Consider the following 24,800-nt stretch of genomic DNA (forward strand, 5'->3'; position numbering starts at 1 on the left):
TTTGTACTCACCCTCTCGGGCTTTCCTCCGGGCTGCTTCCCTTCGGTCTTGCGTTTCCGACTCTATCAGATCTTTTTCCGATCCGATTTCCTCGGCGCTTTCCAGGTTCCCGCTTCCGCGTTTCCCTTTCCGGCGGTTCCGACTTTATCAGAAGTTCTTGGCCGGTCTGACCGGCCGCTCATTTCTGAGTAATCGGGGGATGCTTTCGCGGAATGCCGTTCACGGCGTTCCCGAGAAGCTAAGTAGATTCTAACCCTTGCCCGTGCGCTTTGTCCAGCTCCAGGCAACTCATAGAATCTACCTCCCCACTCCCTCCGTGTCAACGGCTCTTGCGGGGCGAAGAGGACACTAGCAGCTCACCGGGGCCGGACGCACATCCGGCGGGTGTCAGGCGGCCGTGGGGACGGACGCGCTGCGGTCCGTCGCTTCCAGATCGCCCGTCTCGCCCGCGCGTGCCGCACGCCCTCCGAGCACGTAGACGTACGCAAGGAACGCCAGCTCGGCCGCGATCCCGATGCCGATGCGTGCCCAGGTGGGCAGGCCGGAGGGCGTGACGAAGCCTTCGATGGCCCCGGAGACGAACAGGACCAGGGCGAGGCCGATCGCCATGCCGATGGCCGCGCGCCCCTCTTCCGCGAGCGCCGCGCGCCGGGTGCGCGGGCCGGGATCGATCAGCGTCCAGCCCAGGCGCAGTCCCGTGCCGGCCGCGACGAAGACCGCGGTCAGTTCGAGGAGGCCGTGCGGCAGGACCAGGCCGAGGAAGGTGCCGAGGCGGCCCGCCGAGGCCATGAGGCCGAAGCCCACGCCCAGGTTCAGCATGTTCTGGAAGAGGATCCACAGCACGGGCAGGCCCAGGAAGACGCCCAGGACCAGGCACATCGCGGCCGCCTGGGCGTTGTTCGTCCACACCTGGGCGGCGAAGGCGGCCGCGGGATGGCTGGAGTAGTAGGTCTCGTACTCGCCGCCCGGGCGGGTCAGCTCGCGCAGGTGGCCGGGGGCCGCGATGGACGACCGCACCTCGGGATGGGTGCCGATCCACCAGCCGAGCAGGACCGCGACGGCGGTGGAGACGAGCGCCGTGGGCACCCACCAGTGGCGGGCGCGGTAGACGGCGGCCGGGAAGCCCCGGAGCAGGAAGCGCGTGACGTCCCGCCAGGAGGCGCGGCGGGTGCCGGCGACGGTGTTGCGCGCGCGGGCCACGAGCTGGCTGAGCCGTCCGGTCAGGTACGGGTCCGGAGCGCTGGACTGGATGAGGGAGAGGTGGGTGGCGGTGCGCTGGTAGAGGGCGACGAGTTCGTCCGCCTCGGCGCCGGTGAGCCGGCGCCGGCGGCGGAGCAGTACGTCGAGCCGGTCCCATTCGGCCCGGTGTACGGAGACGAAGACGTCCAGGTCCATCGGGTCTGCCTGCTCCTCGGCTGATCGTCCACGGCTCGTCGTGGTGCTCGTACTAGCTGTCAGCTTGTCGTACTGCGGTGCGGCGCGCCCACAGCTTGGCAGACTTGCGGTCCAGGGGGCGGACCAGGGAAGGGCGGCGGGCGTGAGTGAGCTGGTGACCGGTGAGGCGGTGGCGCTCGAACTGCGGCCCGCGAAGCTGCCGAGCAGGGCGCTGGCCGTGCTGCTCGATCTGGCGGCGGCGATGGCCGCGTACATCGTCGTGTTCATGGTGCTGGTGGCGGCGACGGCGTCGCTGGACGAGGCGGCACAGGTGGCGGTGTCGATCGCGGCGTTCCTGCTGGTGCTGGTGGGCGGGCCGGTCGCGGTCGAGACGCTCAGCCATGGGCGTTCGCTGGGGAAGCTGGCGTTCGGGCTGCGGGTGGTACGGGACGACGGCGGGCCGATCCGGTTCCGGCACGCGCTGGTGCGGGGTGCCGTCGCGGTGGTCGAGATCCTGATGACGCTCGGTGTGGTGGCGTGTATCGCCTCGCTGGTGTCGGCGCGCGGGCGGCGGCTCGGTGACGTGTTCGCGGGCACCCTGGTCGTACGGGAGCGTGTGCCCGCCGGGCGGACCGGCTTCGTGCCGCCTCCGCCGCCGTGGCTCGCGGGGCGGTTCGCCGGCCTGGACCTGTCGGCGGTGCCGGACGGGCTGTGGCTGGCCGTCCGGCAGTACCTGGCCCGGATGGGACAGCTCGATCCGGGCGTGTCGGCGGGTATGGCGCGACGGCTGGCGGACGATCTCGCGGGGCGCGCGGGGGCTCGTGTGCCGCCGGAGCTGCCTTCGGCCGCCTTCCTGGCAGCCGTGCTGCACGAGCGGCAGTCCCGTGAGGCCCGGCAGGCGTTCGGGCCGGGCGGGGCCCCGGCCGGCGTCTTCGGCCCGCCCACCGCGTATCAGCAGCCTCAGGAATCGCACCAGCCTCAGGAGGTTCACGGCCACCGGTCCGGTGACCGGCAGGCGGCTCACGAGCCGTATTCCTCCGGGGATTCCTCCGCCGCCCCGGCCGCGTACCAGCCGCCGCGGGATACGGCGCCGGGCGGGCGGAAGGAAGCGGTGCGGGACGAGTCGCGGAGCGGGCCCCCGGCCACCGGGTTCGCGCCGCCTGGATAGGCGGGGCGCGGTGCCGGGCTCAGTCGAAGCGCGACGGCGGTGACTGGAGGTCCTCCAGCTCGATGCCGGGCGCGGCCAGGACCACGTCGCCGGCGAGGTGCACGGCGTACTGCTCGCCGGTGTCCAGGGCGGTGACCTGGTACGCGTCCACGGTCAGGGGGCCGTTGTCAGTGGCGTGTGCTTCGCTGTTCACCAGAGCCCAGGACTGGTCCACGGTGCGGGGGGCGAGGACGGGTCCGGTGAGGGCCACGAGGCGTACGCGGGTCGCGGCGGACGAGGGGGTGAGGCGCAGCAGCCGGGCGGTGGCGACGAGGAACGCGGGGGACGTGCCGGTGAAGGCGTGGGCGCGCACCTGGCCTTCGGTGGCGTGCAGGCCGGCGGGGTCGGTGCGGACCCAGGTGACGCCGTCGAGGGCGGCGCCGCGCACCTGCCAGTCACCCGCGTGCAGTTCTAGACGGAGCGGGCGGCCGAGGTCGTCCAGGGCCAGGTCGACCGAGCCCAGGTGATCGCCGGACGGGCCGGTCAGCCGGGAGACGTAGCGCCAGCCGGACGGGCCGGGGGCGCACTGGAAGTGCTCTTCCGCGAGAGGGGTGTGATCGTGCGGATCGTGGAGCGAATAGCGGCCGCGGGGCATGAGTGTCCTGGGTCTTGACGGCTGGTCCGGCCGGAAGCGGTGGGTCGTAGGGCCAACGGGGCAGGCCCCCGGCACGGGGGTGCGGGGGCCTGCCTCACGGGACCTGCTGCCGGAGCCGCCGGGAGGGGTGCGCCGGTGCGCCGGCGCACTCCCCCGGTGGTCCGGGCTACCGGAGCACCGGCTCAGTAGCGGTAGTGGTCCGGCTTGAAGGGGCCGTCGACGTCCACGCCGATGTACGCGGCCTGCTCCGGGCGCAGCTGGGTCAGCTTGACGCCGAGGGCGTCGAGGTGGAGGCGGGCGACCTTCTCGTCGAGGTGCTTGGGCAGCACGTAGACGCCGATCGGGTAGGCGTCGGGCTTGGTGAACAGCTCGATCTGGGCCAGGGTCTGGTCCGCGAAGGAGTTGGACATCACGAACGACGGGTGGCCGGTGGCGTTGCCCAGGTTCAGCAGGCGGCCCTCGGACAGCACGATGATGACCTTGCCGTCGGGGAACTTCCAGGTGTGGACCTGCGGCTTGACCTCGTCCTTGACGATGCCGGGGATCTTGGCGAGGCCGGCCATGTCGATCTCGTTGTCGAAGTGGCCGATGTTGCCGACGATCGCCTGGTGCTTCATCTTGGCCATGTCCGAGGCCATGATGATGTCCTTGTTGCCGGTCGTGGTGATGAAGATGTCGGCCTTGTCGACGACCTCGTCCAGGGTCGTGACCTGGTAGCCGTCCATCGCGGCCTGGAGGGCGCAGATCGGGTCGATCTCGGTGACGATCACCCGGGCGCCCTGGCCGCGCAGGGACTCCGCGCAGCCCTTGCCGACATCGCCGTAACCGCACACCACGGCGGTCTTGCCGCCGATCAGGACGTCGGTGGCGCGGTTGATGCCGTCCACCAGGGAGTGGCGGCAGCCGTACTTGTTGTCGAACTTCGACTTGGTGACGGCGTCGTTGACGTTGATCGCCGGGAACAGCAGGACGCCGTCGCGCTGCATCTCGTACAGCCGGTGGACGCCCGTCGTGGTCTCCTCCGTGACACCACGGATCTCGGAGGCGAGCTGGGTCCACTTCTGCGGGTTCTCACCCAGCGTGCGGTGCAGCAGCTCCAGGATGACGCGGTGCTCGTCGGACTCGGCGGTCTCCACGGAGGGGACCTCGCCGGCCTTCTCGTACTCCACGCCCTTGTGCACCAGGAGGGTGGCGTCGCCGCCGTCGTCCAGGATCATGTTCGGGCCGCCGGTGGGGCTGTCCGGCCAGGTCAGCGCCTGCTCGGTGCACCACCAGTACTCCTGGAGCGTCTCGCCCTTCCAGGCGAAGACCGGCACGCCGCGCGGGTCGTCCGGCGTGCCCTCCGGGCCGACCGCGATGGCGGCGGCGGCGTGGTCCTGGGTGGAGAAGATGTTGCAGGAGGCCCAGCGGACCTGCGCGCCGAGGGCGACCAGGGTCTCGATGAGCACGGCCGTCTGCACGGTCATGTGCAGGGAGCCGGTGACACGGGCGCCGGCCAGCGGCTGCGCCTCGGCGTACTCCCTGCGGATCGCCATCAGGCCGGGCATCTCGTGCTCGGCGAGGGTGATCTCCTTGCGGCCGAACTCGGCCAGCGAGAGATCGGCGACCTTGAAGTCCTGCCGGTTGTCGACAGTCGTCATTGCGAGCTGCTCCTCGGGGGTTGGGTCGAGGTGGGTACGGCTGGTCTGCGCGGCGGCGGACACAGGGGTGCCCGAGAAGAGGGCACAGGCATGCCCGCGTGCGCGCAGCGCAGTCCGTCGGAGGCCCTCTCTCCCTCGGCCGGTCCGTACGGGACCGCCCGACCGCCATCAGCAGCGACGTCTGGCTCCGTCCCAAGCTACACCGGACGGCCCGGTCGTCCCCAGTCCGTCTCGGTGATCCGGGCGTCTTTCCGGGGCCGGGTGCGGGGTGTTCCGGCCCCGGGAGGCGCCGGCGGCGCGGCCGGACGGGCGACGGCCGGCACGGCCGTCAGTGACCGGTGGCGTGCGGGGCCGGGCCGCCCGGGGTGGCCTCCGGGTCAGGGCCCTTGGCGGCCTCGGTCTCGCTGTAGATGTCCGGTTCCAGGTAGATGACGCGGGCGATGGGGACGGCGGCGCGGATGCGGGTCTCGGCGGCGTTGATGGCGGTCGCGACCTCGGCCGCGGTGTCGTCGTGCCGGACGGCGATCTTCGCGGCGATCAGCAGTTCCTCGGGGCCGAGGTGCAGGGTGCGCATGTGGATGATGCGGGGCACCGTGGCGCCGTCGACCATCGCGGCCTCGATCTGCCGGACCACGTCGAGACCCGCGGCCTCGCCGAGCAGGAGCGACTTGGTCTCGGCGGCCAGGACGAGGGCGATCAGGACGAGCAGGACGCCGATGCAGAGGGTGCCGATGCCGTCCCAGACGCCGTCACCGGTGAGCAGGGCGAGGCCGACGCCGCCGAGGGCGAGGACCAGACCGATGAGCGCGCCGAAGTCCTCCAGCAGGACGACGGGCAGCTCGGGGGCCTTGGCGCGGCGGATGAACTCCTTCCAGGAGAGCGCGCCGCGGGTCACGTTGGACTCCTTGATGGCCGTGCGGAAGGAGAAGCCCTCGGCGACGATCGCGAAGAGGAGGACGCCCACCGGCCAGTACCAGTGCTCCAGTTCGTGCGGGTTGCGGATCTTCTCGTAGCCCTCGTAGATCGCGAACATGCCGCCGATGGAGAAGAGCACGATCGAGACGAGGAAGGCGTAGATGAAGCGCTCGCGGCCGTAGCCGAACGGGTGTTGCGGGGTGGCCTCGCGCTGGGCCTTCTTGCCGCCGACGAGCAGCAGGAACTGGTTGCCGGAGTCCGCGAGCGAGTGGACGCCCTCGGCGAGCATCGAGGAGGAGCCGCTGAACGCGAACGCCACGAACTTCGATGCCGCGATCGCGAGATTGGCGCCGAGTGCCGCCACGATCGCCTTGGTACCGCCTGACGCGCTCATGTGTCCGCGTTGTCCCTTCGCCTCTGCCGGCCTCGTCCGTCCGGGCGGGTACCCGGTTTTGCCCGGCCTTTGCCGGTGGGCCATTCTTGCAGCCCGGCCGGGCACCGGGGCGTCAGGTGTCCACCCGTCCGGTCAGCCGGACGGCCGCCTGCCCACAGGCCCGGTCATGCCCGGTCATACGGTCACGGTGGCGCGGAAGAGCGTGCCCGCGCCCGAGATCTCCGTCCTCTCGCCGGCCGGGACGAAGACCGACCGGCCGGGGCGCAGCTCGTCCGTGCCCGCCCGGACGGCGCCGGCCGTGCAGAGCAGGATCTGCGGGGCGTCCCGGGTCAGGTCGTGGGTGGAGCCGCCCTCGGGCAGGACGTAGCGGGAGAGGCGGAACTCGTCGGTCGGCGTCTCGTAGACCTCCTCGCCGTCCGGGGAGGCCTCCGGGCGCAGCACGCCCGGGTCGCTCGGTGCGAAGCGCACGATCCGCAGCAGTTCGGGGACGTCGACGTGCTTGGGGGTCAGGCCGCAGCGCAGGACGTTGTCGGAGTTGGCCATGATCTCGACGCCGAGGCCGCCGAGGTAGGCGTGCGGGATGCCGGCGCCGAGGTACAGGGCCTCGCCGGGCTGGAGCCGGACGTGGTTGAGGAGCATGGCCGCGATGACGCCGGGGTCGCCCGGGTAGTGGTGGGCGATCTCGGCGTAGGGGGCGTAGGCGCCGCCGAGGCGGGTGCAGGCGGCGGTGGCCTCGGCGACCGTGCGGGCCATCTCCTCGGGGTCGGCGGTGAGGACCGCGGTGAGGACCTCGCGCAGCGCCGCGTCCTCGGGGTGGGCGTGCAGCAGGTCGACGTACGGCGTGAGGGAGCCGACGCCGAGTCCGTCGAGCAGGCCGGCGGCCTGGAGCGGGGCGCGGAAGCCGCACAGGCCGTCGAACGCGGTGAGGGCGCAGAGCAGTTCGGGTTTGTGGTTGGCGTCCTTGTAGTTGCGGTGCGGGGCGTCGGCCGGGATGCCGCGCCGCTCCTCGTCGGCGTACCCCGCCCTGGCCTGTTCCAGGTCCGGGTGCACCTGGAGGGACAGGGGGGCGCCGGCGGCGAGGAGTTTGAGCAGGAACGGCAGCCGCGGGCCGAACCGGGCGACCGCGCGGGCGCCGAGTTCCCGCTCCGGGGCGGCCTCGACGACCTCGGCGAGGGTGCCGCGCGGGGTGCGCGACGGGGCGCCGGGGTGCGCGCCCATCCACATCTCCGCCTGGGGCTGGCCGGTCGGCTCGATACCCAGGAGCCGCGGGATGGCGGTGGGCGAGCCCCAGGCGTAGGGCCGGATGGTGTTGTCGAGGCGGTCCATGTGTCTTCTCTGTCTCCGTACGTGCGCGGGCCGGCCGGCGCGTGCGGCCGGCCTGGAGTCAGATCAGGCCCCGGAAGCGAGCGCCAGGTAAACGGCGGCGAAATCCGTGACGGCGATCAGTTCCGCGAGGGTCTCCAGATCGCCGCCCTCCTCGGGTTCGAGTTCGCTGATGGGCGTGTCGTGGCTGAGGGCCATGTCACGGGCGGCGGGGGCCGCGCTGATGCCGCCGCTCGGGCGGTCGCGCAGCAGCACCACGCGCGCGTGCAGCGCGGGCGGCTCCGTCACGCGGTCGCGGAAGAAGTCGTCCGGGTCGGCGCTGGCGGCGAGCGGGCCGGCCAGCAGGGCGCTGTGCGCGGCGAGCGCCTCGGGCAGTTCGGCGACCAGGGCGGGGCGGCCGGCGAGTTCGGCGAGGGCGGCGGCGAACCGGCGGCCCGCCGGACCGGCCGAGGTGCCTTCCGTCCACACCAGCGGCAGCGCGTCGGCGAGTTCGGCGGCGAGGGTCTTGGCCGGGTTGCTGTAGGTGGCGATGGCGGGGCCGCAGCGCTCCGCGATGTGGTCCAGCCGGCCGGCGACCTTCTCCAGGGTGTCCGGCGGGGCGGCGAGCAGGCCGACCCGGTCCAGGAGCACCAGCAGCGGGGTCAGCAGCGCCCAGAAGACGCCCGGGGAGGAGGCGGCGAGCGGCTCCTCCTGGTCGTAGGGCGTCGTGGCCATCGGGGCGAACAGGCCGTGGGCGCCGGCGACCGCGTCGGCGAGCGGGGTGCCCGCCGGGGCCACGGCGACGACGGAGCAGCCGCGGCGGTAGGCCTGCTCGGCGAGGAGGGCGAGGCTCGGTTCGGTGCCGTCCGGGGTGGCGATGAGCAGCAGGTCCACGGAACCGGCCCAGCCGGGGAGCTCCCAGCGCAGGGCGCCCGCGGCCGGGGCGACGCCGGAGGGGGCGAGGCGGACGACGGGGCTGCCGGGGCCGGCCAGCGTGCCGAGGAGGTCGGCGGTGTGGGTGGCGGCGGCGCCGGGGCCCGCGATGAGGACCGCGCGGGGGCGGCCGTCGGGTTTCAGCTCGCCGATGCCGGCCTCGGCGGCGTGCCGGGCGGCGGTGCGGACGCGGGCGCCGGCCTCCGCCGCGCCGCGCAGCAGACCTCGGCGGTCGGCCTCGGCGAGGCCCTCCGGGGTGTCGAGCAGCGATTCGTCCAGCATGGGCGGCAGCCTCCGGTCGCCGGGGATCCTGGGGTGCTACGACGTGACGGAGCCGGTCACCCGGGGCGGCGGGCCTCGTCGACCAGCAGGACGGGGATGCCGTCGCGGACCGGGTAGGCGAGGCCGCAGTCCTGGCCGGCGCAGATCAGCTCGGTGTCCTGCTCCGTCAGGGGGGCGTGGCAGGCCGGGCAGGCGAGGATCTCCAGGAGGCCGGCTTCGAGCGCCATGGGATGTCCCTTCGGAGACGGATGTGGGTCGGTGGACAAGCCTGGTCAGCGTACCGCCGTTGGGCGGGCCGCTCAGCCCCTGATGATCGCCAGCGCCTCGTCGCGGACCCGGGTCATCGTGGCCTCGTCCGTGGCTTCGGCGTTCAGCCGGAGGAGGGGCTCGGTGTTGGACGGGCGGACGTTGAACCACCAGTCGCCGGCGGCCACCGTGAGACCGTCGAGGTCGTCCAGGGTGACGCCGGCGCGGCCCTCGTACGCGGCGCGGATCGCGGCGAGGCGCCCGGACTGGTCGGCGACGGTGGAGTTGATCTCGCCGGAACCGCGGTAGCGGTCGTACTGCGCGACCAGGGCGGACAGCGGGCCCTCCTGCTCGCCCAGGGCCGCGAGGACGTGCAGGGCGGCCAGCATGCCCGTGTCGGCGTTCCAGAAGTCCTTGAAGTAGTAGTGCGCGGAGTGCTCGCCGCCGAAGATGGCGCCGGTGCGGGCCATCTCGGCCTTGATGAAGGAGTGGCCGACCCGGGTGCGGACCGGGGTGCCGCCGTTCTCGCGCACCACCTCCGGGACCGTGCGGGAGGTGATCAGGTTGTGGATGACGGTGCCCTCGCCGCCGTTGCGGGCCAGTTCGCGGGCGGCGACCAGGGCGGTGATCGCGGACGGGGAGACCGGGTCGCCGTTCTCGTCCACGACGAAGCAGCGGTCGGCGTCGCCGTCGAAGGCGATGCCGAGGTCGGCGCCCTCGACCGGGACCCGCTTGCTCAGGTCCACGAGGTTGGCCGGGTCGAGCGGGTTGGCCTCGTGGTTGGGGAAGGTGCCGTCCAGTTCGAAGTACATCGGGACGAGGGTCAGGGGCAGGCCGGCGAAGACCGGCGGGACCGTGTGGCCGCCCATGCCGTTGCCGGCGTCGACCACGACCTTCAGCGGGCGGATGGAGCCGAGGTCGACCAGGGAGCGCAGGTGCGCCGCGTAGTCCTCCAGCGTCTCGCGCGCGGTGAGGGTTCCCGGCCGGTCCACGGGTTCCGGGGCGCCCTCGGCCAGCCGGCGCTCGACCAGCTCGCGGATCTGCGTCAGGCCGGTGTCCCGGCCGACGGGGGCGGCGCCGGCGCGGCACATCTTGATGCCGTTGTACTGGGCCGGGTTGTGGGAGGCCGTGAACATGGCACCCGGGACGTCCAGCGTGCCGGAGGCGTAGTACAGCTGGTCGGTGGAGCACAGGCCGATCTCGACGACGTCCGCACCGCGGTCCGCCGCGCCGCGCGCGAAGGCGCGGGAGAGGGCCGGGGACGAGGGCCGCATGTCGTGGCCGACGACGATGGCCGTGGCCGCCGTCACGTCCGCGAAGGCGGCGCCGAAGTGTGCGGCCAGCGTCTCGTCCCACTGGTCCGGAACCACTCCGCGTACGTCGTACGCCTTCACGATCTGCGACAGATCGGCCACGGCCAACCTCCTGAAAGTCCTAGGGGTGCCCACAAACTACCCGTCGGGGGCAAAGGTGATCTCGGAAGCGCGACCGGCTCAGTTGTCCGGGGAGCGCAGGACCCTCAGGTGACCGCGGCGGGCGACTTCCATGGGGTCCACGGTGCGGGCCCCGCCGCCGCTGGCCTCGGCCGCGCGCTGCTGGGGGCGGGCCGCCTCGCGCACGGCGTTGGCGAGCGCTTCCAGGTCGTCCCCGCTGGGCCGCGCGGGCGCGGAGCCGTCGAGGAGCCGGACGACCTCCCAGCCGCGCGGGGCGGTGAGGCGCTCGGAGTGCTCGGCGCACAGGTCGTAGCAGTGGGGTTCGGCGTAGGTGGCGAGCGGGCCGAGGACCGCGGTCGAGTCGGCGTAGACGTACGTCAGCGTCGCGACGGCGGGTCGGCCGCAGGCGGTGCGCGAACAGCGACGTACAGGGCTCACGACGTTGGACGGTACCGCACTCTTGAGCGGGCCGCGACGACTCTCCACCAGGTCACTCCCCCGTGTCGTGCTGTGAAACACCCCACACACCCCTTCGAGCGGACCTCATTGACCTGCATGGACGAGTTCGCGGCTCATGTCCGGAACCGTCCCCTCCGGTCATGAGCCGGTACAAACCCCGTCAATCGCCCTGAGTCCGGTGGTCTCGGAGAGTTACGGAAACGAGTCAGACGTTGGCCGGAATGGTCATCCCGCGACACGGCGGGCGCGGTCCGGTTCCCGTGGGGAGCCGGACGGGCGCGGGCTGCGGGGACTACGCTGCACCGTGATGGACAACCGTGTACCGCCCCCTGCCAGCGGCCCCGGGCCCCGTCGTCGTGATCGCCACGGGCGGGGCATGCGAGGGCCGATCGCGCCGCCGCAGGTGCCGCTGGCGGCCAGCCGTGCCGAGGTGTTCGCGGACCTGGTGCAGGACTCCGTGGAGCGTCTCGAACGGCGGTGGCCGCAGCTGGCGGACATCGACTTCCTCGTGCTGGAGGTGCCCCGGCTGGACGGCCGGGACGAGGGGATGGCCTGGGCGGACGAGGCCGTGCCGCTCGGCGGGGTCGTGCCCGCGCGGGACGGGCAGCGGGCCCGGGTCGTGGTGTACCGGCGGCCGGTGGAGATCCGGTCCAAGGGACGCGACGAGCGGGCCGCGCTGGTGCACGAGGTGGTGGTGGAGCAGGTGGCCGAGCTGCTCGGGCTGACGCCGGAGACGGTCGACCCCCGGTACGGCGAGGACTAGCCCTCGCCGGTGGAGCGGCCCCGGCGCCCGCCGGGGCCGCTGTCGGCGGTGGCCCGCGCCCCTCGCGGGGGCGCGGGCGGTCACTTCAGCAGGACCGACACGTCCTGTTCCGTCTCCGGGACCGCCACCAGACCGTGGTCGTTCGGGAGGGTCTGGACGGTGAAGGCGGGCACGCCCGAGCCGGTGGCCTCCAGGGTGCGCGAGGCGTAGACCGGGGCGCCGGAGGCGGGCTCCACCGTGAGGGCGTAGGTGCCCTTCAGGCCCGCCGGGACCGGCGCGTCGACGTTCTGCGTGGTGCCGGACCTGATCGTGTAGGTCTTGGTCGCCGGTGTGCCGCCCTCGCTGCCCGCCGAGGCCGTGACCTTGACCGTGGCCGTGCCGCCGGGCGCCGTCAGGGCCAGTGTCGTGCCCTTCGCGCTGTTGCCGGCCGCGGTCGCGCGCGTGCCGACGGCCGCGGTGGCCGGGATGAACGCCGTCTCCCGCCCGTCGCCCTTGCCCCGGACCACCTGGAGCGCCGCGACGACCGGGACGTCCCGGTCGGTGGGCGTGAGGACCAGCGAGCCGGCCTCGCCGCGGGTGACGTCGCCGAGGTCGACCGCCGCGGTCATGCCGGACTTGACGTGCAGGCTCTCGTTGCCCGCCGGGGTGATCAGGCCGCCCGGCGAGGAGAGGCGGATCTTCAGGTCGGCGTCGTCGTCACCGGGGCTGAAGGCGATCAGGCGGACGTCGGTGGCGTCCTTCGGGATGCCGGGCAGGACCAGGCTGCCGGCCGGGTCGGCGGCGGCCGCCAGCCAGTCGCCGCCCGCCTTGTCGTCCAGGGCCTGCACGGCCGCGCCGACCCGGCCGCTGCGCACGCTGACGTGCACGGTCAGGTCGGACTGCCGTTCGTCGGTGAGCGTGGGGAGCAGGATCGCGTCGCTCGCGTGCGGCTTGACGGTGACGTTCTCGCCCAGCGGGGCCTTGATCGCGCCGTCCTTGCCGTACAGCTCGATGTCGACCACGGCGGCGGAGTCGTCCGGGTTGGTCAGGTGGACGTAGTCGGTGCGGCCGGCGGCCGTGCCGGCGCCCGGGAACCAGAACTCGGTGTCGGCGCCGGTGCAGGTGACGCCCTGGAGGCCGCGGCCGGTGCCGGCGGCGACCTCGGTGGTCTCCTGGACGGTCCAGCCGGGCGCGAACGCGCCGTCCGCGGTGCCGAGGAGCGCGGACGCGTCGCCGCCGGAGGCGTCGCCGGCGGCGGGTGTGCCGGGCGCCTTCGGGGTGAGCACCGGGTGCCCGGCCTTGCGGGCGCCGGCCGCCTGGAGCAGGGCCTTGCCGCCGCTCGCGGCGCCCTGGGTGACGGGTGTGAACGACGTGTACGACGTCTCGGCGATGTCCGACGTGCTCGGCGCCGGGCACACCAGGCTGGTGCGCTCCACCGGCAGCCGGGCGGCCGCCTCGGAGGCGGCGCCGGACGCGGACGGCGAGTCGAACGCGGCGTATCCGGTGACGGCGGCCAGCGCGGCCGTGCCGGCGATCAGGGACAGGGTGGCGCGGTTCACTGCTGGCTCCCGTCGGGGCGCTGGCTGGCGGTGCCGTGGGGGTGCTCGGGCCGGCCGGGGTCGTACGCCGGGTCGTAGCCCTGCTGCGGGTAGGCCGCCGGGTCGTAGGACGGCTCGCCGTCGGTGGTGCCGTAGCCGTAGGGGTCGTACGGGGCCGGCTGGTACGGGTCGGGCTGCTGGTAGGGCTGCTGGTCGTAGCCGGTCGTGGTCTGGTACGGGTCGGTGGGATAGGCCGTGTTCTCGTAGGTGGCCGGGTTCCACTCGTCGTACGGCTGCTGGTGGGGCTCGGCGGCCGGGGGCTCGGCCGGGGCCGGGGCGGGCTGCTCCCCGGCGGGCTGCTCCCCGGCGGGCGGCGCCTCGGCCTGGGCGCGCAGCCGGCGGGCGCGGCGGCCCTCGCCGGCGGTGGCCTGGGCGGGCACGGGCTGCTCCTCGGGCAGGTCGTCGTCGACGTCGCGGCGGCGGCCGGGCAGGGCGAGGACGACCAGGACGACGGCGAGCAGGCCCTGCGCCCAGAGCCAGGCGGTCCGGGTGAACGGGGTGTCGTAGGTGACGTCCAGCCTGCCTCCGGCGGAGGGCAGCCGGAAGCCCTGGGCCCAGCCGTCGACGGTGGTCGGGGTGAGCGGCTTGCCGTCCAGGGTGGCCGTCCAGCCGCCGGCCGCGCTGTCGGCGAGCCGCAGGACGCGCCCGTCGGCACCGGCGGGGACCGTGGTGTGGACCTCCACCGGGCCCGCGGTGACCGGCTGGGCCGTGCCCGTGCCGCCGGCGGGCAGGATGGCGGCGCGGGCGGTGCGCTGGTCCACGCGCCACAGGGCGATGCCGTTCTGCCGGCTGAGCCGGGACAGGCCGGGAGTGGCGTCGAGGACGCGGGTGATCTCGCGCGGGGCGCCCTTGTGGACGAGGACGTACCGCACGGCGAAGCCGCCGAGTTCGTCGGCCTGGTCGGCGCCGGAGCCGGCCACCAGATGGGCGACGGTCTTGTCCAGGCGGGCGTTGCCGCCGTCGGCGGCGGTGAGCTCGGCGTCTCCCATGCGGGCGCCGGCACCGCGGACCAGGGTGTAGCGCACGCGCGCGCCGGAGTCGCTGTCGAGGACCAGGGTGCGGGCCTGGTCGCCGCCGGTGGAGTCCTCGGCGACGAACGCGGGCACCTGGGCAGGGTCGCGGCGCTCCAGCGGGCCGTCGGCGCCGCGGATCATCCAGCCGGCGGCGACGAGCAGCGGGCCGGCGGCCGAGGCGAAGGCGATCAGCGCGGCGACGGGCTGGCGCCAGCCGAAGCTCTGCTCGGCCACGCGGGCGCGGGCGCCGTCGGCGCCGAGGACGGCGGCGGCCAGCAGGGCGATGCCGTAGACGAGGGTGGCGGGTCCGGCCCAGGCGGACTTGTCGGACAGGACCGCGAAGACGAGGCCGGTCAGGGCGACGGCCCAGGCGGTACGGATGCCGAGCCGGCGTTCGGAGCGCAGCAGGGCGCCGAGCGCGGCGAGCACGATGCCGATGAGCATCAGGCCGTGCACGGTGCCGGGGCCGCCGGGAGCGGCGCCGAGCAGGTCGAGCGCGGAGGCGGCGGACGGGCCGTACTCCAGGCCGGCCTCGCGGAAGAAGCCGGCCGGGAACAGGGTCAGCGACCAGGGGGCGAGGATCAGCAGCGGGGTGCCGAGCTGGGCGAGGAAGCGCAGGCCGTAGGCGGGGAGGTCGCCGCGGCGCAGCACCAGCACGCCGAGGCCGAGCAGCAGCGCGAGGGGCCAGACGATCGGGGTGCAGGCGGTGGTGACGGTGAGCAGCAGCGCGTACGCCCAGGTGGCGCGCCAGCTGCCGCGCGGGCCGGCGCGGTGGGCCAGGCCGCTGGCGGCGATGCCGGCGCGCGCGAGGAGCGGCAGCAGCACGGCGAGGACGGCGGTGCCGATCCGGCCGCCGGCCAGGGCGCCGGTGGTGGCGGGCAGGAAGGCGTAGGCGACGGCGGCCCAGGCGCGCAGCAGCCGGGAGGTGACCAGGGGCCGGGAGGCGAAGTAGGCGGTGCATCCGGCGAGCGGCACCGAGCCGACCAGCAGGACGGTGACGGCCAGGCCGGCGGAGCCGAACAGGAGCGAGCCGAGGGTGGCGACGACGGCCAGGTAGGGCGGTGCGGAGGAGGTGCCGCCGGTGCCGGTCGGATGCCAGGCGTCCAGGTAGCGGGACCACAGGTCGCCGGCGCCGGCCGGGGCGGGCAGCAGGGCGCCGCCGGCGAGCGCGCCGCCGCCGAGCAGGGCGCGGCAGGCGGCGAGGGAGACGAGCAGCAGGACGAGGAAGAGCACCGGGCCGGGCCGGCGGGCGATCCGCTTGAGCCGGGCGAACTGCTCGACCTCCAGGAAGTCGGCGTCGTCGCCGCCGGGCCCGGACTCCACGGCGCCGCCGTGCCGGCCGGCCGAGGAGGTGTCGGTGTCGCCGCCGCCGCCGAGGTTGCCCGCGAGCTGTTCCACGGTGGCCCGGACGGTGGCGCCGGGCGGCGGGAAGAGCGCGCGCAGTTCGCCCTTGTCGATGCGCGCGGGGCCGCGGCGGCGCCGGGCGGCGATGATCCGCTCGGGCCGCAGCAGGGTGCTCAGCAGACCGCGGATCTCGTCGAGGGCCTGGCCGGGGACCTTGCCGACGAGGTAGGCGAGGGTGCGCAGGACGGTGCCGAGGACGAGCCGCAGCAGCACCCAGGGCAGCGCGGCCGTACGGGCGTTGGCGAGCAGGGTGTAGACGGCGCCGGCCTTGTCGACCTTGTGCGGGGAGGCGGTGGCGCGGCCGGCGCAGTCGACCGCGCGGCGCTCGCGGGAGGCGGCCTCGGCGTGCCGGACGACGGCGTCGGGTGCGACCAGGACGCGGTGGCCGGCGGTGTGGGCGCGCCAGCACAGGTCGACGTCGTCGCGCATCAGGGGCAGTCTGCGGTCGAACCCGCCGAGCTGTTCGAAGACATCGCGGCGGACGAGCATGCCGGCGGTGGACACCGACAGCACGGCGCGGACGTGGTCGTGCTGGCCCTGGTCCTGTTCGCGGCGGTCCAGACCGGTCCAGCGGCGGCCGGAGTTGGCGATGGAGACGCCGACCTCCAGCAGTTGGCGGCGGTCGTACCAGCCGCGCAGCTTGGGGCCGACGATCGCCACGTCGTCGCGGCCGAGTTCGAGTTCGTTGTCGACGACCCGCAGCAGCTGGGCGAGGGCGTCGGGTTCGGGCGCGCAGTCGTCGTGCAGCAGCCACAGCCACTGGACGGGTTCGCCGTGCGGCAGTTCGGGCAGGTCGTAGGCGTCGTCGTGCCAGCTGCGCGTGACGGGGTCCCAGCCGCTGGGACGCGTGAGGTACGGCAGTTCCCCGGGGCCGAGGACGGGCGCGGTGCGGCTGGCCTCCTCCACGGCCTGGCCGAAGCCGGTACGGCGGGCGAGGTGCAGCACGCTCGCGTCGCCGAGAGCCTCGGCGAGCAGGTGGGCGGAGTCGTCCGCGCTGCCGGTGTCGGCGGCCACCGCGTACTGGACGGGGCGCTCCTGGCCGAGCAGCCCGGCGAGCGCGTCGGGCAGCCAGCGGGCCCCGTCGTGGGAGACGAGGACGGCGGTCACGACGTGGCGCGGGAACTCGGGCGGGCGGGACGGGTCAGACACGACCGAGCGGGACGGGTCAGACACGACCGAGCGGGACGGGTCAGACACGACCGAGCGGGACGACGGGTCGGACCCGAGCGGGCGGGACGACGGGTCGGACCCGGCGGTGGCAGCGCCGTGTCGGGCTGCCGCATGGCTGTGCACGGACATCGAGGTACGGGCCCCGGTTCGATGGACTGCGGTGGACGCCCGCGCCTCCTCGTGCGCCGAGGGGACAGCGGGCGTCTCGGACGAGCGCCCACACTATCGGCTGGCCATGACGACGGCCCGCCGCCTGTGGATAACCCGTGGGCGGCGGGCCGTTCGTGACGTTCGGGTGCGTACGCGGAGGTACGGGTGGGTGGGCGTGCGCGTCCGCACGCGGCGGTGTGGGTGCGCGTCCGCCGGGCCGTGTCAGACGGCGGCCTTCTTCAGCCGGCGGCGTTCGCGCTCGGACAGACCACCCCAGATGCCGAAGCGCTCGTCGTTGGCGAGGGCGTACTCGAGGCACTCGGAGCGGACCTCGCAGGCGAGGCAGACCTTCTTGGCCTCTCTGGTGGAGCCGCCCTTCTCGGGAAAGAAGGACTCGGGGTCGGTCTGGGCGCACAGCGCGCGCTCCTGCCAGCCGAGTTCCTCGTCCGCGTCGTCGACCAGCAGTTGCTGCACCAGCTCGGTCATGTGCGCCCCTCGTCTGTCTTCGCGTCCCCGTGCGTGGCCGTTACCGTTCCGGCTGAACGACACGAGTGAAATTACAAGTGTGCTGCTCCGGGCGAGTCAAGCCGAGATCTGCTATTGGGCCCGTTATTCACTCTGCGGAACCAAGGCCGTGCGGAAAGTGTTCAAATCGCCATAAACCTTGACACGCAGCAGGACCCACGGGGGCGGCCGCACCCCGTACAGATCTCTGTACGGAGAAGGACGCCTCCGTGTTCGATCGCGTTCCGCGAGGCTCACGCGCTCGGATGTGCCCCATGTGTCCCGAGACCCCTCTGAGCAAACCTTTCACCTAAGAAATAAACCGGATGCGGTGAAACATGTCCCACATAACGGGCGTCGAGTTGACACTGCGCGTGTGAACCGATGTCCTAGTGGGCATGCTCGCGAACTTGGCACTCACCTCGACCCGCTCCGCCGGGTCCCTCGGTGCCGCCCGCGCGCGCTGTAGCTGTTGTTGCTGTCCCAGCTGTTGAGCCACGTCCGCTCCGGCTGTTCCCGAGCCCATCCCGGCCCGGCCGCGTACCGCGTCTGCTGATCCCTGATCCAGGGCGTCTCCCGCCCGCCCGCGACCCGGGCGGCCCCCACGCGTCACCCAGCTCCGCCCCCAGCTCCAGCCCCCACCCTTCGCCGAGGACCACCGCACCCCGATGAACAGCGACAACGACCTCCAGATCGCCGGCGACATCCTCGAAGTCCCGCACCTGCTCCAGCCGCCGCGCGCGCACCCGGCCACCGTCGCCGAGTTCGCGGGGCTCGCCCGTTCGATCGCCGCCGACCGCGACCAGTGGGCACACCTGGTCCGGTTCGACGCCACCACCCGCTGGTACCACCGGCTGCGCACCGGCCCCGGCTACGAGGTGTGGCTGCTGTCCTGGGTGCCCGGACAGGGCAGCGGACGGCACGGCCACGGGCGCTCCTCCGGTGTGCTCACCGTCCTGGAGGGCACCCTCACCGAGCACACCGCGCGCGGCACGCGCGCGCTGGCGGCGGGCGCCCAGCGGGTGTTCGCGCCCGGGTACGTGCACGAGGTCGTCAACGACGCGCTGGAACCGGCGGTCAGCCTGCACGTGTACCACCCGGGCCTGACCGAGATGCCGATGCACACCTCCCCGCACTGCGCGGCGCGCACCGGACCGCACACCGCGGCGCGCGCGGTGACCGCCTGACGGGCCGACTGGCTGACACGTTGTCGGCCCCGCCTGCAAGACTGGCTCCCATGCGCATTGTGGTTCTGGCAGGGGGCATCGGCGGTGCCCGTTTCCTGCGCGGTCTGAAGCGGGCCGCGCCGGACGCGGACATCACGGTCATCGGCAACACCGGCGACGACATCCATCTCTTCGGTCTGAAGGTCTGCCCGGACCTGGACACGGTGATGTACACGCTGGGCGGCGGCATCAACGAGGAACAGGGCTGGGGGCGGGCCGACGAGAGCTTCCACCTCAAGGAGGAACTGGCGGCCTACGGCGTCGGACCGGAGTGGTTCGGGCTCGGCGACCGTGACTTCGCCACGCACATCGTGCGGACGCAGATGCTCGGCGCCGGCTTCCCGCTCAGCGCGGTCACCGAGGCGCTGTGCGACCGCTGGCAGCCGGGCGTGAAGCTGATCCCGATGACCGACGACCGCGTCGAGACGCACGTCGCCGTGCAACTGGACGGCGAGCGCAAGGCGGTGCACTTCCAGGAGTACTGGGTGCGGCTGCGCGCCTCCGTCCCGGCCGAGGCCATCGTCCCGGTCGGCGCCGAGCAGGCCAAGCCCGCCCCGGGCGTCCTGGAGGCCATCGCCGCGGCGGACGTGATCCTCTTCCCGCCGTCCAACCCGGTGGTGTCCATCGGCACCATCCTCGCCGTGCCCGGCATCCGCGGGGCCATCGCGGACGCGGGCGTGCCGGTGGTCGGCCTCTCCCCGATCGTCGGGGACGCGCCCGTGCGCGGGATGGCCGACAAGGTGCTCGCCGCGGTCGGCGTGGAGTCCACGGCCGCCGCGGTCGCCGAGCACTACGGCCCCGGGCTGCTGGACGGCTGGCTGGTCGACACGGTAGACGCCGGCGCGGTGGAGCGGGTCGAGGCGGACGGCATCCGCTGCCGGGCCGTCCCGCTGATGATGACCGACGTGGACGCGACCGCCCGGATGGCGCGGGAGGCGCTGGCGCTGGCCGAGGAGGTGCGGGGCGCGTGAGCGGGACGGCGTCCGCCGCGGCGGACGAGCGGCCCGGGTACCGGGTCTGGGCCCTGTCCGGCATCCCCGAGGTGCGGCCGGGCGACGACCTCGCCAAGCTGATCGCCGCCGCCGGACCGGACCTGGCCGACGGGGATGTCGTGATCGTCACCTCCAAGATCGTTTCCAAGGCGGAGGGCCGGGTGGTGCGGGCGGCCGACCGGGAGGCCGCGATCGACGCGGAGACGGTGCGCGTGGTGGCCCGGCGCGGCCCGCTGCGCATCGTGGAGAACCGGCAGGGCCTGGTGATGGCCGCCGCCGGCGTCGACGCCTCCAACACCCCGGCCGGGACCGTGCTGCTGCTGCCCGAGGACCCGGACGCGTCCGCGCGCGCGATCCGGGCCGGCCTGCGGGACGCGCTCGGCGTCGATGTCGGTGTCCTCGTCACCGACACCTTCGGGCGGCCCTGGCGCACGGGACTGACGGACGTGGCGATCGGCGCCGCCGGGGTGCGCGTGCTGGACGACCTGCGCGGGGGCACGGACGCGCACGGCAATCCGCTCAGCGCGACCGTCGTCGCCACGGCGGACGAGCTGGCCGCCGCCGGCGACCTGGTCAAGGGCAAGGCGGCGGGGCGGCCGGTGGCCGTGCTGCGCGGGCTCCCCGGCGCCGTGCACCCCGAGGCCGGCGAGGGCGCCCGCGCGCTGGTGCGCGGGGCGCGGGACGACATGTTCCGGCTCGGCACCTCCGAGGCGGTCCGGGAGGCCGTCACCCAGCGCCGCACCGTGCGGGACTTCGCCGACGAGCCCGTGGACCCCGGCGCCGTCCGCCGCGCGGTGGCCGCGGCGGTCACCGCGCCCGCCCCGCACCACACCACGCCCTGGCGGTTCGTGCTGCTGGAGTCGGAGCGCTCGCGGGTACGGCTGCTGGACGCGATGCGGGACGCCTGGATCGCCGACCTGCGCCGGGACGGCAAGAGCGAGGAGTCCATCGCCAGGCGCGTCCGGCGCGGTGACGTGCTGCGGCGCGCGCCGTATCTGATCGTGCCCTGCCTCGTCATGGACGGCTCGCACACCTACGGGGACGCCCGGCGCGACGGCGCCGAGCGGGAGATGTTCGTGGTCGCGCTGGGCGCGGGCGTGCAGAACCTGCTGGTCGCGCTGGCCGGGGAGCGGCTGGGCTCGGCGTGGGTGTCCTCCACGATGTTCTGCCGGGACGTGGTGCGCGAGGTGCTGGAGCTGCCGGCGGACTGGGATCCGATGGGCGCGGTGGCGGTCGGCCATCCGGCCGGGGAGCCGGGACCGCGGCCGCGGCGGGAGGCGGAAGCGTTCGTGGAGGTGCGGTGAGCGCCGAGCGCCTACCCTCGTAGGGCGGCACCGGCACCTCGGGCACCTCCCCCGGCTCCCCCTAGGACTCCTTCGTGGCAGGACGTTTCCCCCAGCGGCCCACGCTCCCCCGCGGCCCGGAAGGCGCGGGAGGCGCGGGAGGCGCCCCCCTGCCCGCCGGGGCCGCCGGGATACCCCGCCAGGCGGCGCCCGCGCGGACACGGCGGTGGGTGCCCGACGGGCCGCTGGACCTCGGGCTGACCCTCGGGCCGCTGCGCCGCGGGCCCGCCGACCCGACGTTCCGGGCCACCGCGGACGGCTCCGTGTGGCGGGCCTGCCGTACGCCCGCCGGTCCGGGCACCGTGCGGGTGCGCGCGTACGGCGGTGAGGTGACCGGCGAGGCGTGGGGCCCGGGGGCGGAGTGGCTGCTGGAGCAGTTGCCGCAGCTGCTCGGTGCCGCCGACGATCCCGGGGCGTTCGTGCCGCGGCACCGGGTGGTCGCGCTGGCCCGGCACCGGCGGCCGGGGCTCCGGCTGACCCGGACCGGGCTGGTGCTGGAGTCGCTGATCCCGTCGGTGCTGGAGCAGAAGGTCACGACCGACGAGGCGTACCGGGCGTGGCGGCTGCTCGTCCGGCGGTTCGGGGAGCCGGCGCCGGGACCCGCGGGCGCGGGCGAACGGCCGATGTGCGTGATGCCGGCCGCGCGGACATGGTCGCTGATCCCGTCCTGGGAGTGGCACCGGGCCGGTGTGGACGACAAGCGGGCGGCCACCATCCTGCGGGCCGTGCGGCTGGCCGCGCGGCTGGAGCAGGCCGCGGGGATGCCGGCGGCGCGGGCCCGGGCCCGGCTGGAGGTCGTGCCGGGGGTGGGGCCCTGGACGTCGGCGGAGGTCGTGCAGCGCAGTCACGGGGCGGCCGACGAGGTGACCGTCGGGGACCTGCACCTGCCCGGGATCGTGGGGTGGGCGCTGGCGGGCGACCGGGACGCGGACGACTCCGCGATGCTGCGGCTGCTGGAGCCGTATGCCGGGCAGCGGCACCGGGCGGCCCGGCTGATCCTGCTGAGCGGGCACGTGCCGGCCCGGCGCAAGCCGAAGATGCCCCGGGTGGACATCGGGCTGCTGTGAGGGTGCCGGGGGGCGTCCGGCGGCGCCCGGCTACCGGTCCGGGGAGAATCTCACCGCGCCCGCCGGGATGCGGGCGTCGCACCAGATCCGGGCCCCCTCCCGCAGTTCGTTGTCGGCCCCGACGACCGCGCCGTCGCCGACGACCGTGCCGGTGAGGACGGAGCGCTCGCCGACCCGGGCGCGGCTGCCGATGAGGGAGTCGGTGATGACGGCGCCGGGCTCGATGACGGCACCGGGCAGGATGGTCGAGCCGGAGACCCGCGCTCCCCGGGCCACGGACGCGCCCTCGCCGACCACCGTGCCGCCGGTCAGCTTGGCGTCCGGCGCCACCGTGGCCGTGGGCAGCACGAGCCGGTCGCCGCAGCGGCCGGGGACGGCCGGGGACGGCGCGCGGCCGAGGACCAGGTCGGCCGAGCCGCGGACGAAGGCGGCCGGGGTGCCGAGGTCCAGCCAGTAGGTGGAGTCGACCATGCCCTGGAGGTGGGCTCCCGCGGCCAGCAGGCCCGGGAACGTCTCGCGTTCGACCGAGACCGGGCGGCCCGCCGGGATGGTGTCGATGACCGAGCGCCGGAAGACGTACGCCCCCGCGTTGATCTGGTCGGTGACGATCTCCTCCGGTGTCTGCGGCTTCTCCAGGAAGGCCAGGACCCGCCCGGTGCCGTCCGTGGGCACCAGGCCGTACGCGCGCGGGTCCGTCACCTGGGTCAGATGGAGCGAGACGTCGGCGCCGGCCGACTGGTGCGTGTCCACCAGCGCCCTGATGTCCAGGCCGGTCAGGATGTCGCCGTTGAAGACCAGCACCGGGTCGTCGGGACCGGAGTGCAGCCGCCCGGCGACGTTGCGCAGGGCGCCGCCGGTGCCGAGGGGCTCCTCCTCCGTGACGTACTCCAGGTGCAGGCCCAGGGCGGAGCCGTCGCCGAAGTACGGCTCGAAGACCTCGGCGAGATAGCTGGTGGCGAGGATGATGTGCTCGACGCCCGCCGCCCGCGCCCGCGCGAGCTGGTGGGTGAGGAACGGCACCCCGGCGGCCGGGACCATCGGCTTGGGCGTGTGCACCGTGAGCGGGCGCAGCCGGGTGCCTTTGCCGCCGACCAGGAGGATCGCTTCTTTCACCTGTCGTCTCTGCTTCCTGCCGGGACCGGCCGCACTGCTCGTCGGCTCTCGTTTCGGCCGGTCAGTGTATGCAGACCGGCCGGTGCGGCCCGCGCCGGCCGCGCGGTGTCCAGCGGGATCGGCGCGCGGTTTCCCCCGTCCGCACCCTCCTCAGCGCCCCTGGTAGTCCGCCGCGCCGGTGCGGGCGGTGCCCAGCTCGGCGTAGAGCCGTTTTCCGGGGCACTCGGTGGCGTACCCGTCCCGGTGGCCGGAGATCACGTTCAGCCGTACGCTCCTGCCCTTGGCGAAGAGGTTGCCGCCGCCCGAGGTGAGCTGCGTCTTGGCCCGCGGGTCGACGCCGTACAGCCCCAGCTTCCACGCGGTGAGCCGGGCCACGGCCGTGACCGCGGCGCCCGGCGGCCGGGCGGTGCCGTACGTGCCGATCACGGCGATGCCCATGCTGTCGGTGTTGAACCCCAGGGTGTGCGCGCCGAGCACCGCCTTCGCCACGCCCCCGGCCCGGCCCTCGTAGAGGGTTCCGCACTTGTCGGCCAGGAAGTTGTAGCCGATGTCCCGCCAGCCCATGCTTCTGACGTGGTAGCGGTAGATGCCGCGGATGACCGAGGGTGCCTGGGCGCAGGTGTAGGTGTTGCCCGAGGCCGTGTGGTGCACGAAGGCCGCCTTGATCTTCTTCGTGTAGACGAACCCGCGTTCGCGCAGTGACTCGTCGGCGCCCCAGCCCCGGCGGGTGACGATCCGCGGGCGCGGCCCGATGTACGGCTTGGTCCGCGCCGGGCCCAGCAGCAGGGTCATCTCGTCCTCGGTGGCCTGCCGGTCCAGTTCCGGGATCTCGGTGGCGCCGAAGGCGGTGATGTCGGAGTTGGCGCCCGACGCGGCGATCGACGCCTCCGTGTCCAGCTCGGTGTGGGGCGGGTCGTCGGCCGGGCCGGACCCGGGCGCCGCCTCCCCCGGCTCCCCGGACTTCGCGCCCGGCTCCGCGTCCGCCGTCCCCCCGGCGTCCCCACCGGGATCGACCAGCTCCAGACGCAGCCCCGACGGCAGCCTGGACGACGGCCCGGACGACGCGGCCGGCCGCACCGCTCCCGCCCGCCGGTCCCCGGTCCCCGTGCCGTCCGCTCCGCCCGTGCCCTCCGCGCGCACCCGTACCTCCACGCCGTCCGAGGCGCCCACCCACAGCGGCGCCGTCCCGCCGCGCACCGGCCGGGCGGCACGGTCCGCCGCGCCCGGGTCCGCGCCGTGGTCGGCGTGGTGCGTCTCGATGTCCCGCCAGCCGGTCCAGCGCCCCGTCCCGGCGGACCGGGTGCGCACCCGCGCCCGGCCGCGCAGCGCGCTGCCGGGGTCGTCCCAGACCACGCCGACCAGCGCGAAGCGGCCGGTGGCGGCGCGGTACACCCCCTGTTCCGGGGCCGCGCCGGCGGCGCGCGTCCGGGAGAGCGGGGCAAGCGGCAGCGAACGGGTCCTGCCCGGGACCGCGCCCCCGGTCGGCTCGCCCACGGCCGTGACGGGCGTCGCGGCCGGGACCGCCGCCGTAGCCGGGGCGGCCGGCACGGCCCGCGCCGGCGGGGCCGGCAGCAGGGCGGCGACCGCGGCGCAGGTGACACCGATCGGGCGGACGGCGCGCGGGGAGACGCCAGGAGAGAAAGTGAGGAATCCACGCATGCGTACGATCTTGGGCATATACTTACACATATGTCTATA

The 24,800-nt window shown here is 74.3% G+C and carries 20 protein-coding genes; 6 read left to right on the plus strand and 14 right to left on the minus strand.

Annotation, left to right across the window (positions count from 1 at the left end):
• Window positions 1-387: 387 nt before the first annotated feature.
• On the minus strand, window positions 388-1,395 hold the full coding sequence (locus ACH4OA_RS09185; RefSeq protein WP_397938093.1) for a stage II sporulation protein M: 1,008 nt from the start codon (window positions 1,393-1,395) through the stop codon (window positions 388-390).
• Window positions 1,396-1,537: 142 nt separating this feature from the next.
• Here ACH4OA_RS09185 and ACH4OA_RS09190 point away from each other — a divergent pair, with 142 nt between their 5' ends.
• Window positions 1,538-2,542 carry an RDD family protein gene (locus ACH4OA_RS09190; protein WP_397968375.1) on the plus strand — a complete coding sequence of 335 codons (1,005 nt, stop codon included), beginning with the start codon at window positions 1,538-1,540 and terminating at the stop codon, window positions 2,540-2,542.
• 19 nt (window positions 2,543-2,561) lie between these two features.
• Here ACH4OA_RS09190 and ACH4OA_RS09195 read toward each other — a convergent pair whose 3' ends face one another.
• The 8 genes from ACH4OA_RS09195 to ACH4OA_RS09230 all read right to left on the minus strand — a co-directional run bounded on the left by ACH4OA_RS09195 (window position 2,562) and on the right by ACH4OA_RS09230 (window position 10,807).
• A complete protein-coding gene (locus ACH4OA_RS09195) occupies window positions 2,562-3,176 on the minus strand; it encodes a hypothetical protein (protein WP_365880872.1) in 615 nt (204 codons plus the stop codon).
• A 182-nt stretch (window positions 3,177-3,358) separates the two neighbouring features.
• Window positions 3,359-4,816 carry an adenosylhomocysteinase gene (gene ahcY, locus ACH4OA_RS09200; RefSeq protein WP_397938089.1) on the minus strand — a complete coding sequence of 486 codons (1,458 nt, stop codon included), beginning with the start codon at window positions 4,814-4,816 and terminating at the stop codon, window positions 3,359-3,361.
• 328 nt (window positions 4,817-5,144) lie between these two features.
• Window positions 5,145-6,125 (minus strand): cation diffusion facilitator family transporter, encoded by a 981-nt coding sequence (locus ACH4OA_RS09205; protein WP_365880876.1) that lies wholly within the window; start codon window positions 6,123-6,125, stop codon window positions 5,145-5,147.
• Between the two features lie 174 nt (window positions 6,126-6,299).
• Entirely contained in the window at window positions 6,300-7,451 is a 1,152-nt protein-coding gene (gene manA, locus ACH4OA_RS09210) for a mannose-6-phosphate isomerase, class I (RefSeq protein ID WP_397946024.1), read from the minus strand.
• Window positions 7,452-7,514: 63 nt separating this feature from the next.
• The gene (locus tag ACH4OA_RS09215; protein ID WP_397946025.1) at window positions 7,515-8,642 is read right to left on the minus strand and encodes an SIS domain-containing protein; all 1,128 of its coding nucleotides are present in this window, start codon (window positions 8,640-8,642) and stop codon (window positions 7,515-7,517) included.
• Window positions 8,643-8,698: 56 nt separating this feature from the next.
• Complete coding sequence (locus ACH4OA_RS09220) at window positions 8,699-8,869, minus strand: Trm112 family protein (RefSeq protein WP_365880882.1); 171 nt, start codon at window positions 8,867-8,869, stop codon at window positions 8,699-8,701.
• Between the two features lie 72 nt (window positions 8,870-8,941).
• A complete protein-coding gene (locus ACH4OA_RS09225) occupies window positions 8,942-10,309 on the minus strand; it encodes a phosphomannomutase/phosphoglucomutase (RefSeq protein WP_397968378.1) in 1,368 nt (455 codons plus the stop codon).
• Between the two features lie 72 nt (window positions 10,310-10,381).
• Window positions 10,382-10,807 carry a DUF3499 domain-containing protein gene (locus ACH4OA_RS09230; RefSeq protein ID WP_365880886.1) on the minus strand — a complete coding sequence of 142 codons (426 nt, stop codon included), beginning with the start codon at window positions 10,805-10,807 and terminating at the stop codon, window positions 10,382-10,384.
• Between the two features lie 349 nt (window positions 10,808-11,156).
• Here ACH4OA_RS09230 and ACH4OA_RS09235 point away from each other — a divergent pair, with 349 nt between their 5' ends.
• On the plus strand, window positions 11,157-11,543 hold the full coding sequence (locus ACH4OA_RS09235; RefSeq protein ID WP_365880888.1) for a metallopeptidase family protein: 387 nt from the start codon (window positions 11,157-11,159) through the stop codon (window positions 11,541-11,543).
• An 80-nt stretch (window positions 11,544-11,623) separates the two neighbouring features.
• Here ACH4OA_RS09235 and ACH4OA_RS09240 read toward each other — a convergent pair whose 3' ends face one another.
• The 3 genes from ACH4OA_RS09240 to ACH4OA_RS09250 all read right to left on the minus strand — a co-directional run bounded on the left by ACH4OA_RS09240 (window position 11,624) and on the right by ACH4OA_RS09250 (window position 17,343).
• Window positions 11,624-13,081: a DUF5719 family protein gene (locus tag ACH4OA_RS09240; RefSeq protein ID WP_397968380.1), complete on the minus strand. Its 1,458-nt coding sequence runs from the start codon at window positions 13,079-13,081 to the stop codon at window positions 11,624-11,626.
• Window positions 13,078-16,836 (minus strand): glycosyltransferase, encoded by a 3,759-nt coding sequence (locus tag ACH4OA_RS09245; RefSeq protein ID WP_397968382.1) that lies wholly within the window; start codon window positions 16,834-16,836, stop codon window positions 13,078-13,080. The genes ACH4OA_RS09240 and ACH4OA_RS09245 overlap by 4 nt, the downstream gene beginning before the upstream one ends.
• Before the next feature lie 243 nt (window positions 16,837-17,079).
• Window positions 17,080-17,343 (minus strand): WhiB family transcriptional regulator, encoded by a 264-nt coding sequence (locus tag ACH4OA_RS09250; protein WP_003975777.1) that lies wholly within the window; start codon window positions 17,341-17,343, stop codon window positions 17,080-17,082.
• 686 nt (window positions 17,344-18,029) lie between these two features.
• Here ACH4OA_RS09250 and ACH4OA_RS09255 point away from each other — a divergent pair.
• The 4 genes from ACH4OA_RS09255 to ACH4OA_RS09270 all read left to right on the plus strand — a co-directional run bounded on the left by ACH4OA_RS09255 (window position 18,030) and on the right by ACH4OA_RS09270 (window position 21,989).
• Window positions 18,030-18,548 (plus strand): cysteine dioxygenase, encoded by a 519-nt coding sequence (locus ACH4OA_RS09255; RefSeq protein WP_397938076.1) that lies wholly within the window; start codon window positions 18,030-18,032, stop codon window positions 18,546-18,548.
• Between the two features lie 50 nt (window positions 18,549-18,598).
• Window positions 18,599-19,558, plus strand: a complete 960-nt coding sequence (gene cofD, locus ACH4OA_RS09260; protein WP_365879242.1) for a 2-phospho-L-lactate transferase — start codon at window positions 18,599-18,601, stop codon at window positions 19,556-19,558.
• Window positions 19,555-20,883, plus strand: a complete 1,329-nt coding sequence (locus ACH4OA_RS09265) for a coenzyme F420-0:L-glutamate ligase (RefSeq protein ID WP_397968384.1) — start codon at window positions 19,555-19,557, stop codon at window positions 20,881-20,883. Before cofD ends, ACH4OA_RS09265 begins: the two co-directional genes overlap by 4 nt.
• Before the next feature lie 74 nt (window positions 20,884-20,957).
• The gene (locus tag ACH4OA_RS09270) at window positions 20,958-21,989 is read left to right on the plus strand and encodes a DNA-3-methyladenine glycosylase family protein (protein ID WP_397938072.1); all 1,032 of its coding nucleotides are present in this window, start codon (window positions 20,958-20,960) and stop codon (window positions 21,987-21,989) included.
• Window positions 21,990-22,019: 30 nt separating this feature from the next.
• On the opposite strand, the gene ACH4OA_RS09275 is transcribed toward ACH4OA_RS09270, so the two are convergent.
• Together ACH4OA_RS09275 and ACH4OA_RS09280 are read right to left on the minus strand one after the other, a co-directional pair.
• Window positions 22,020-23,102, minus strand: coding sequence for a sugar phosphate nucleotidyltransferase (locus ACH4OA_RS09275; protein WP_397968385.1), 1,083 nt, complete (start codon window positions 23,100-23,102; stop codon window positions 22,020-22,022).
• A gap of 150 nt (window positions 23,103-23,252) precedes the next feature.
• The gene (locus ACH4OA_RS09280) at window positions 23,253-24,761 is read right to left on the minus strand and encodes an N-acetylmuramoyl-L-alanine amidase (protein WP_397968388.1); all 1,509 of its coding nucleotides are present in this window, start codon (window positions 24,759-24,761) and stop codon (window positions 23,253-23,255) included.
• Window positions 24,762-24,800: the final 39 nt, after the last annotated feature.

Origin of the sequence: Streptomyces sp. NPDC017095 (assembly GCF_044332325.1) — a bacterium.
GTDB lineage: Bacteria > Actinomycetota > Actinomycetes > Streptomycetales > Streptomycetaceae > Streptomyces.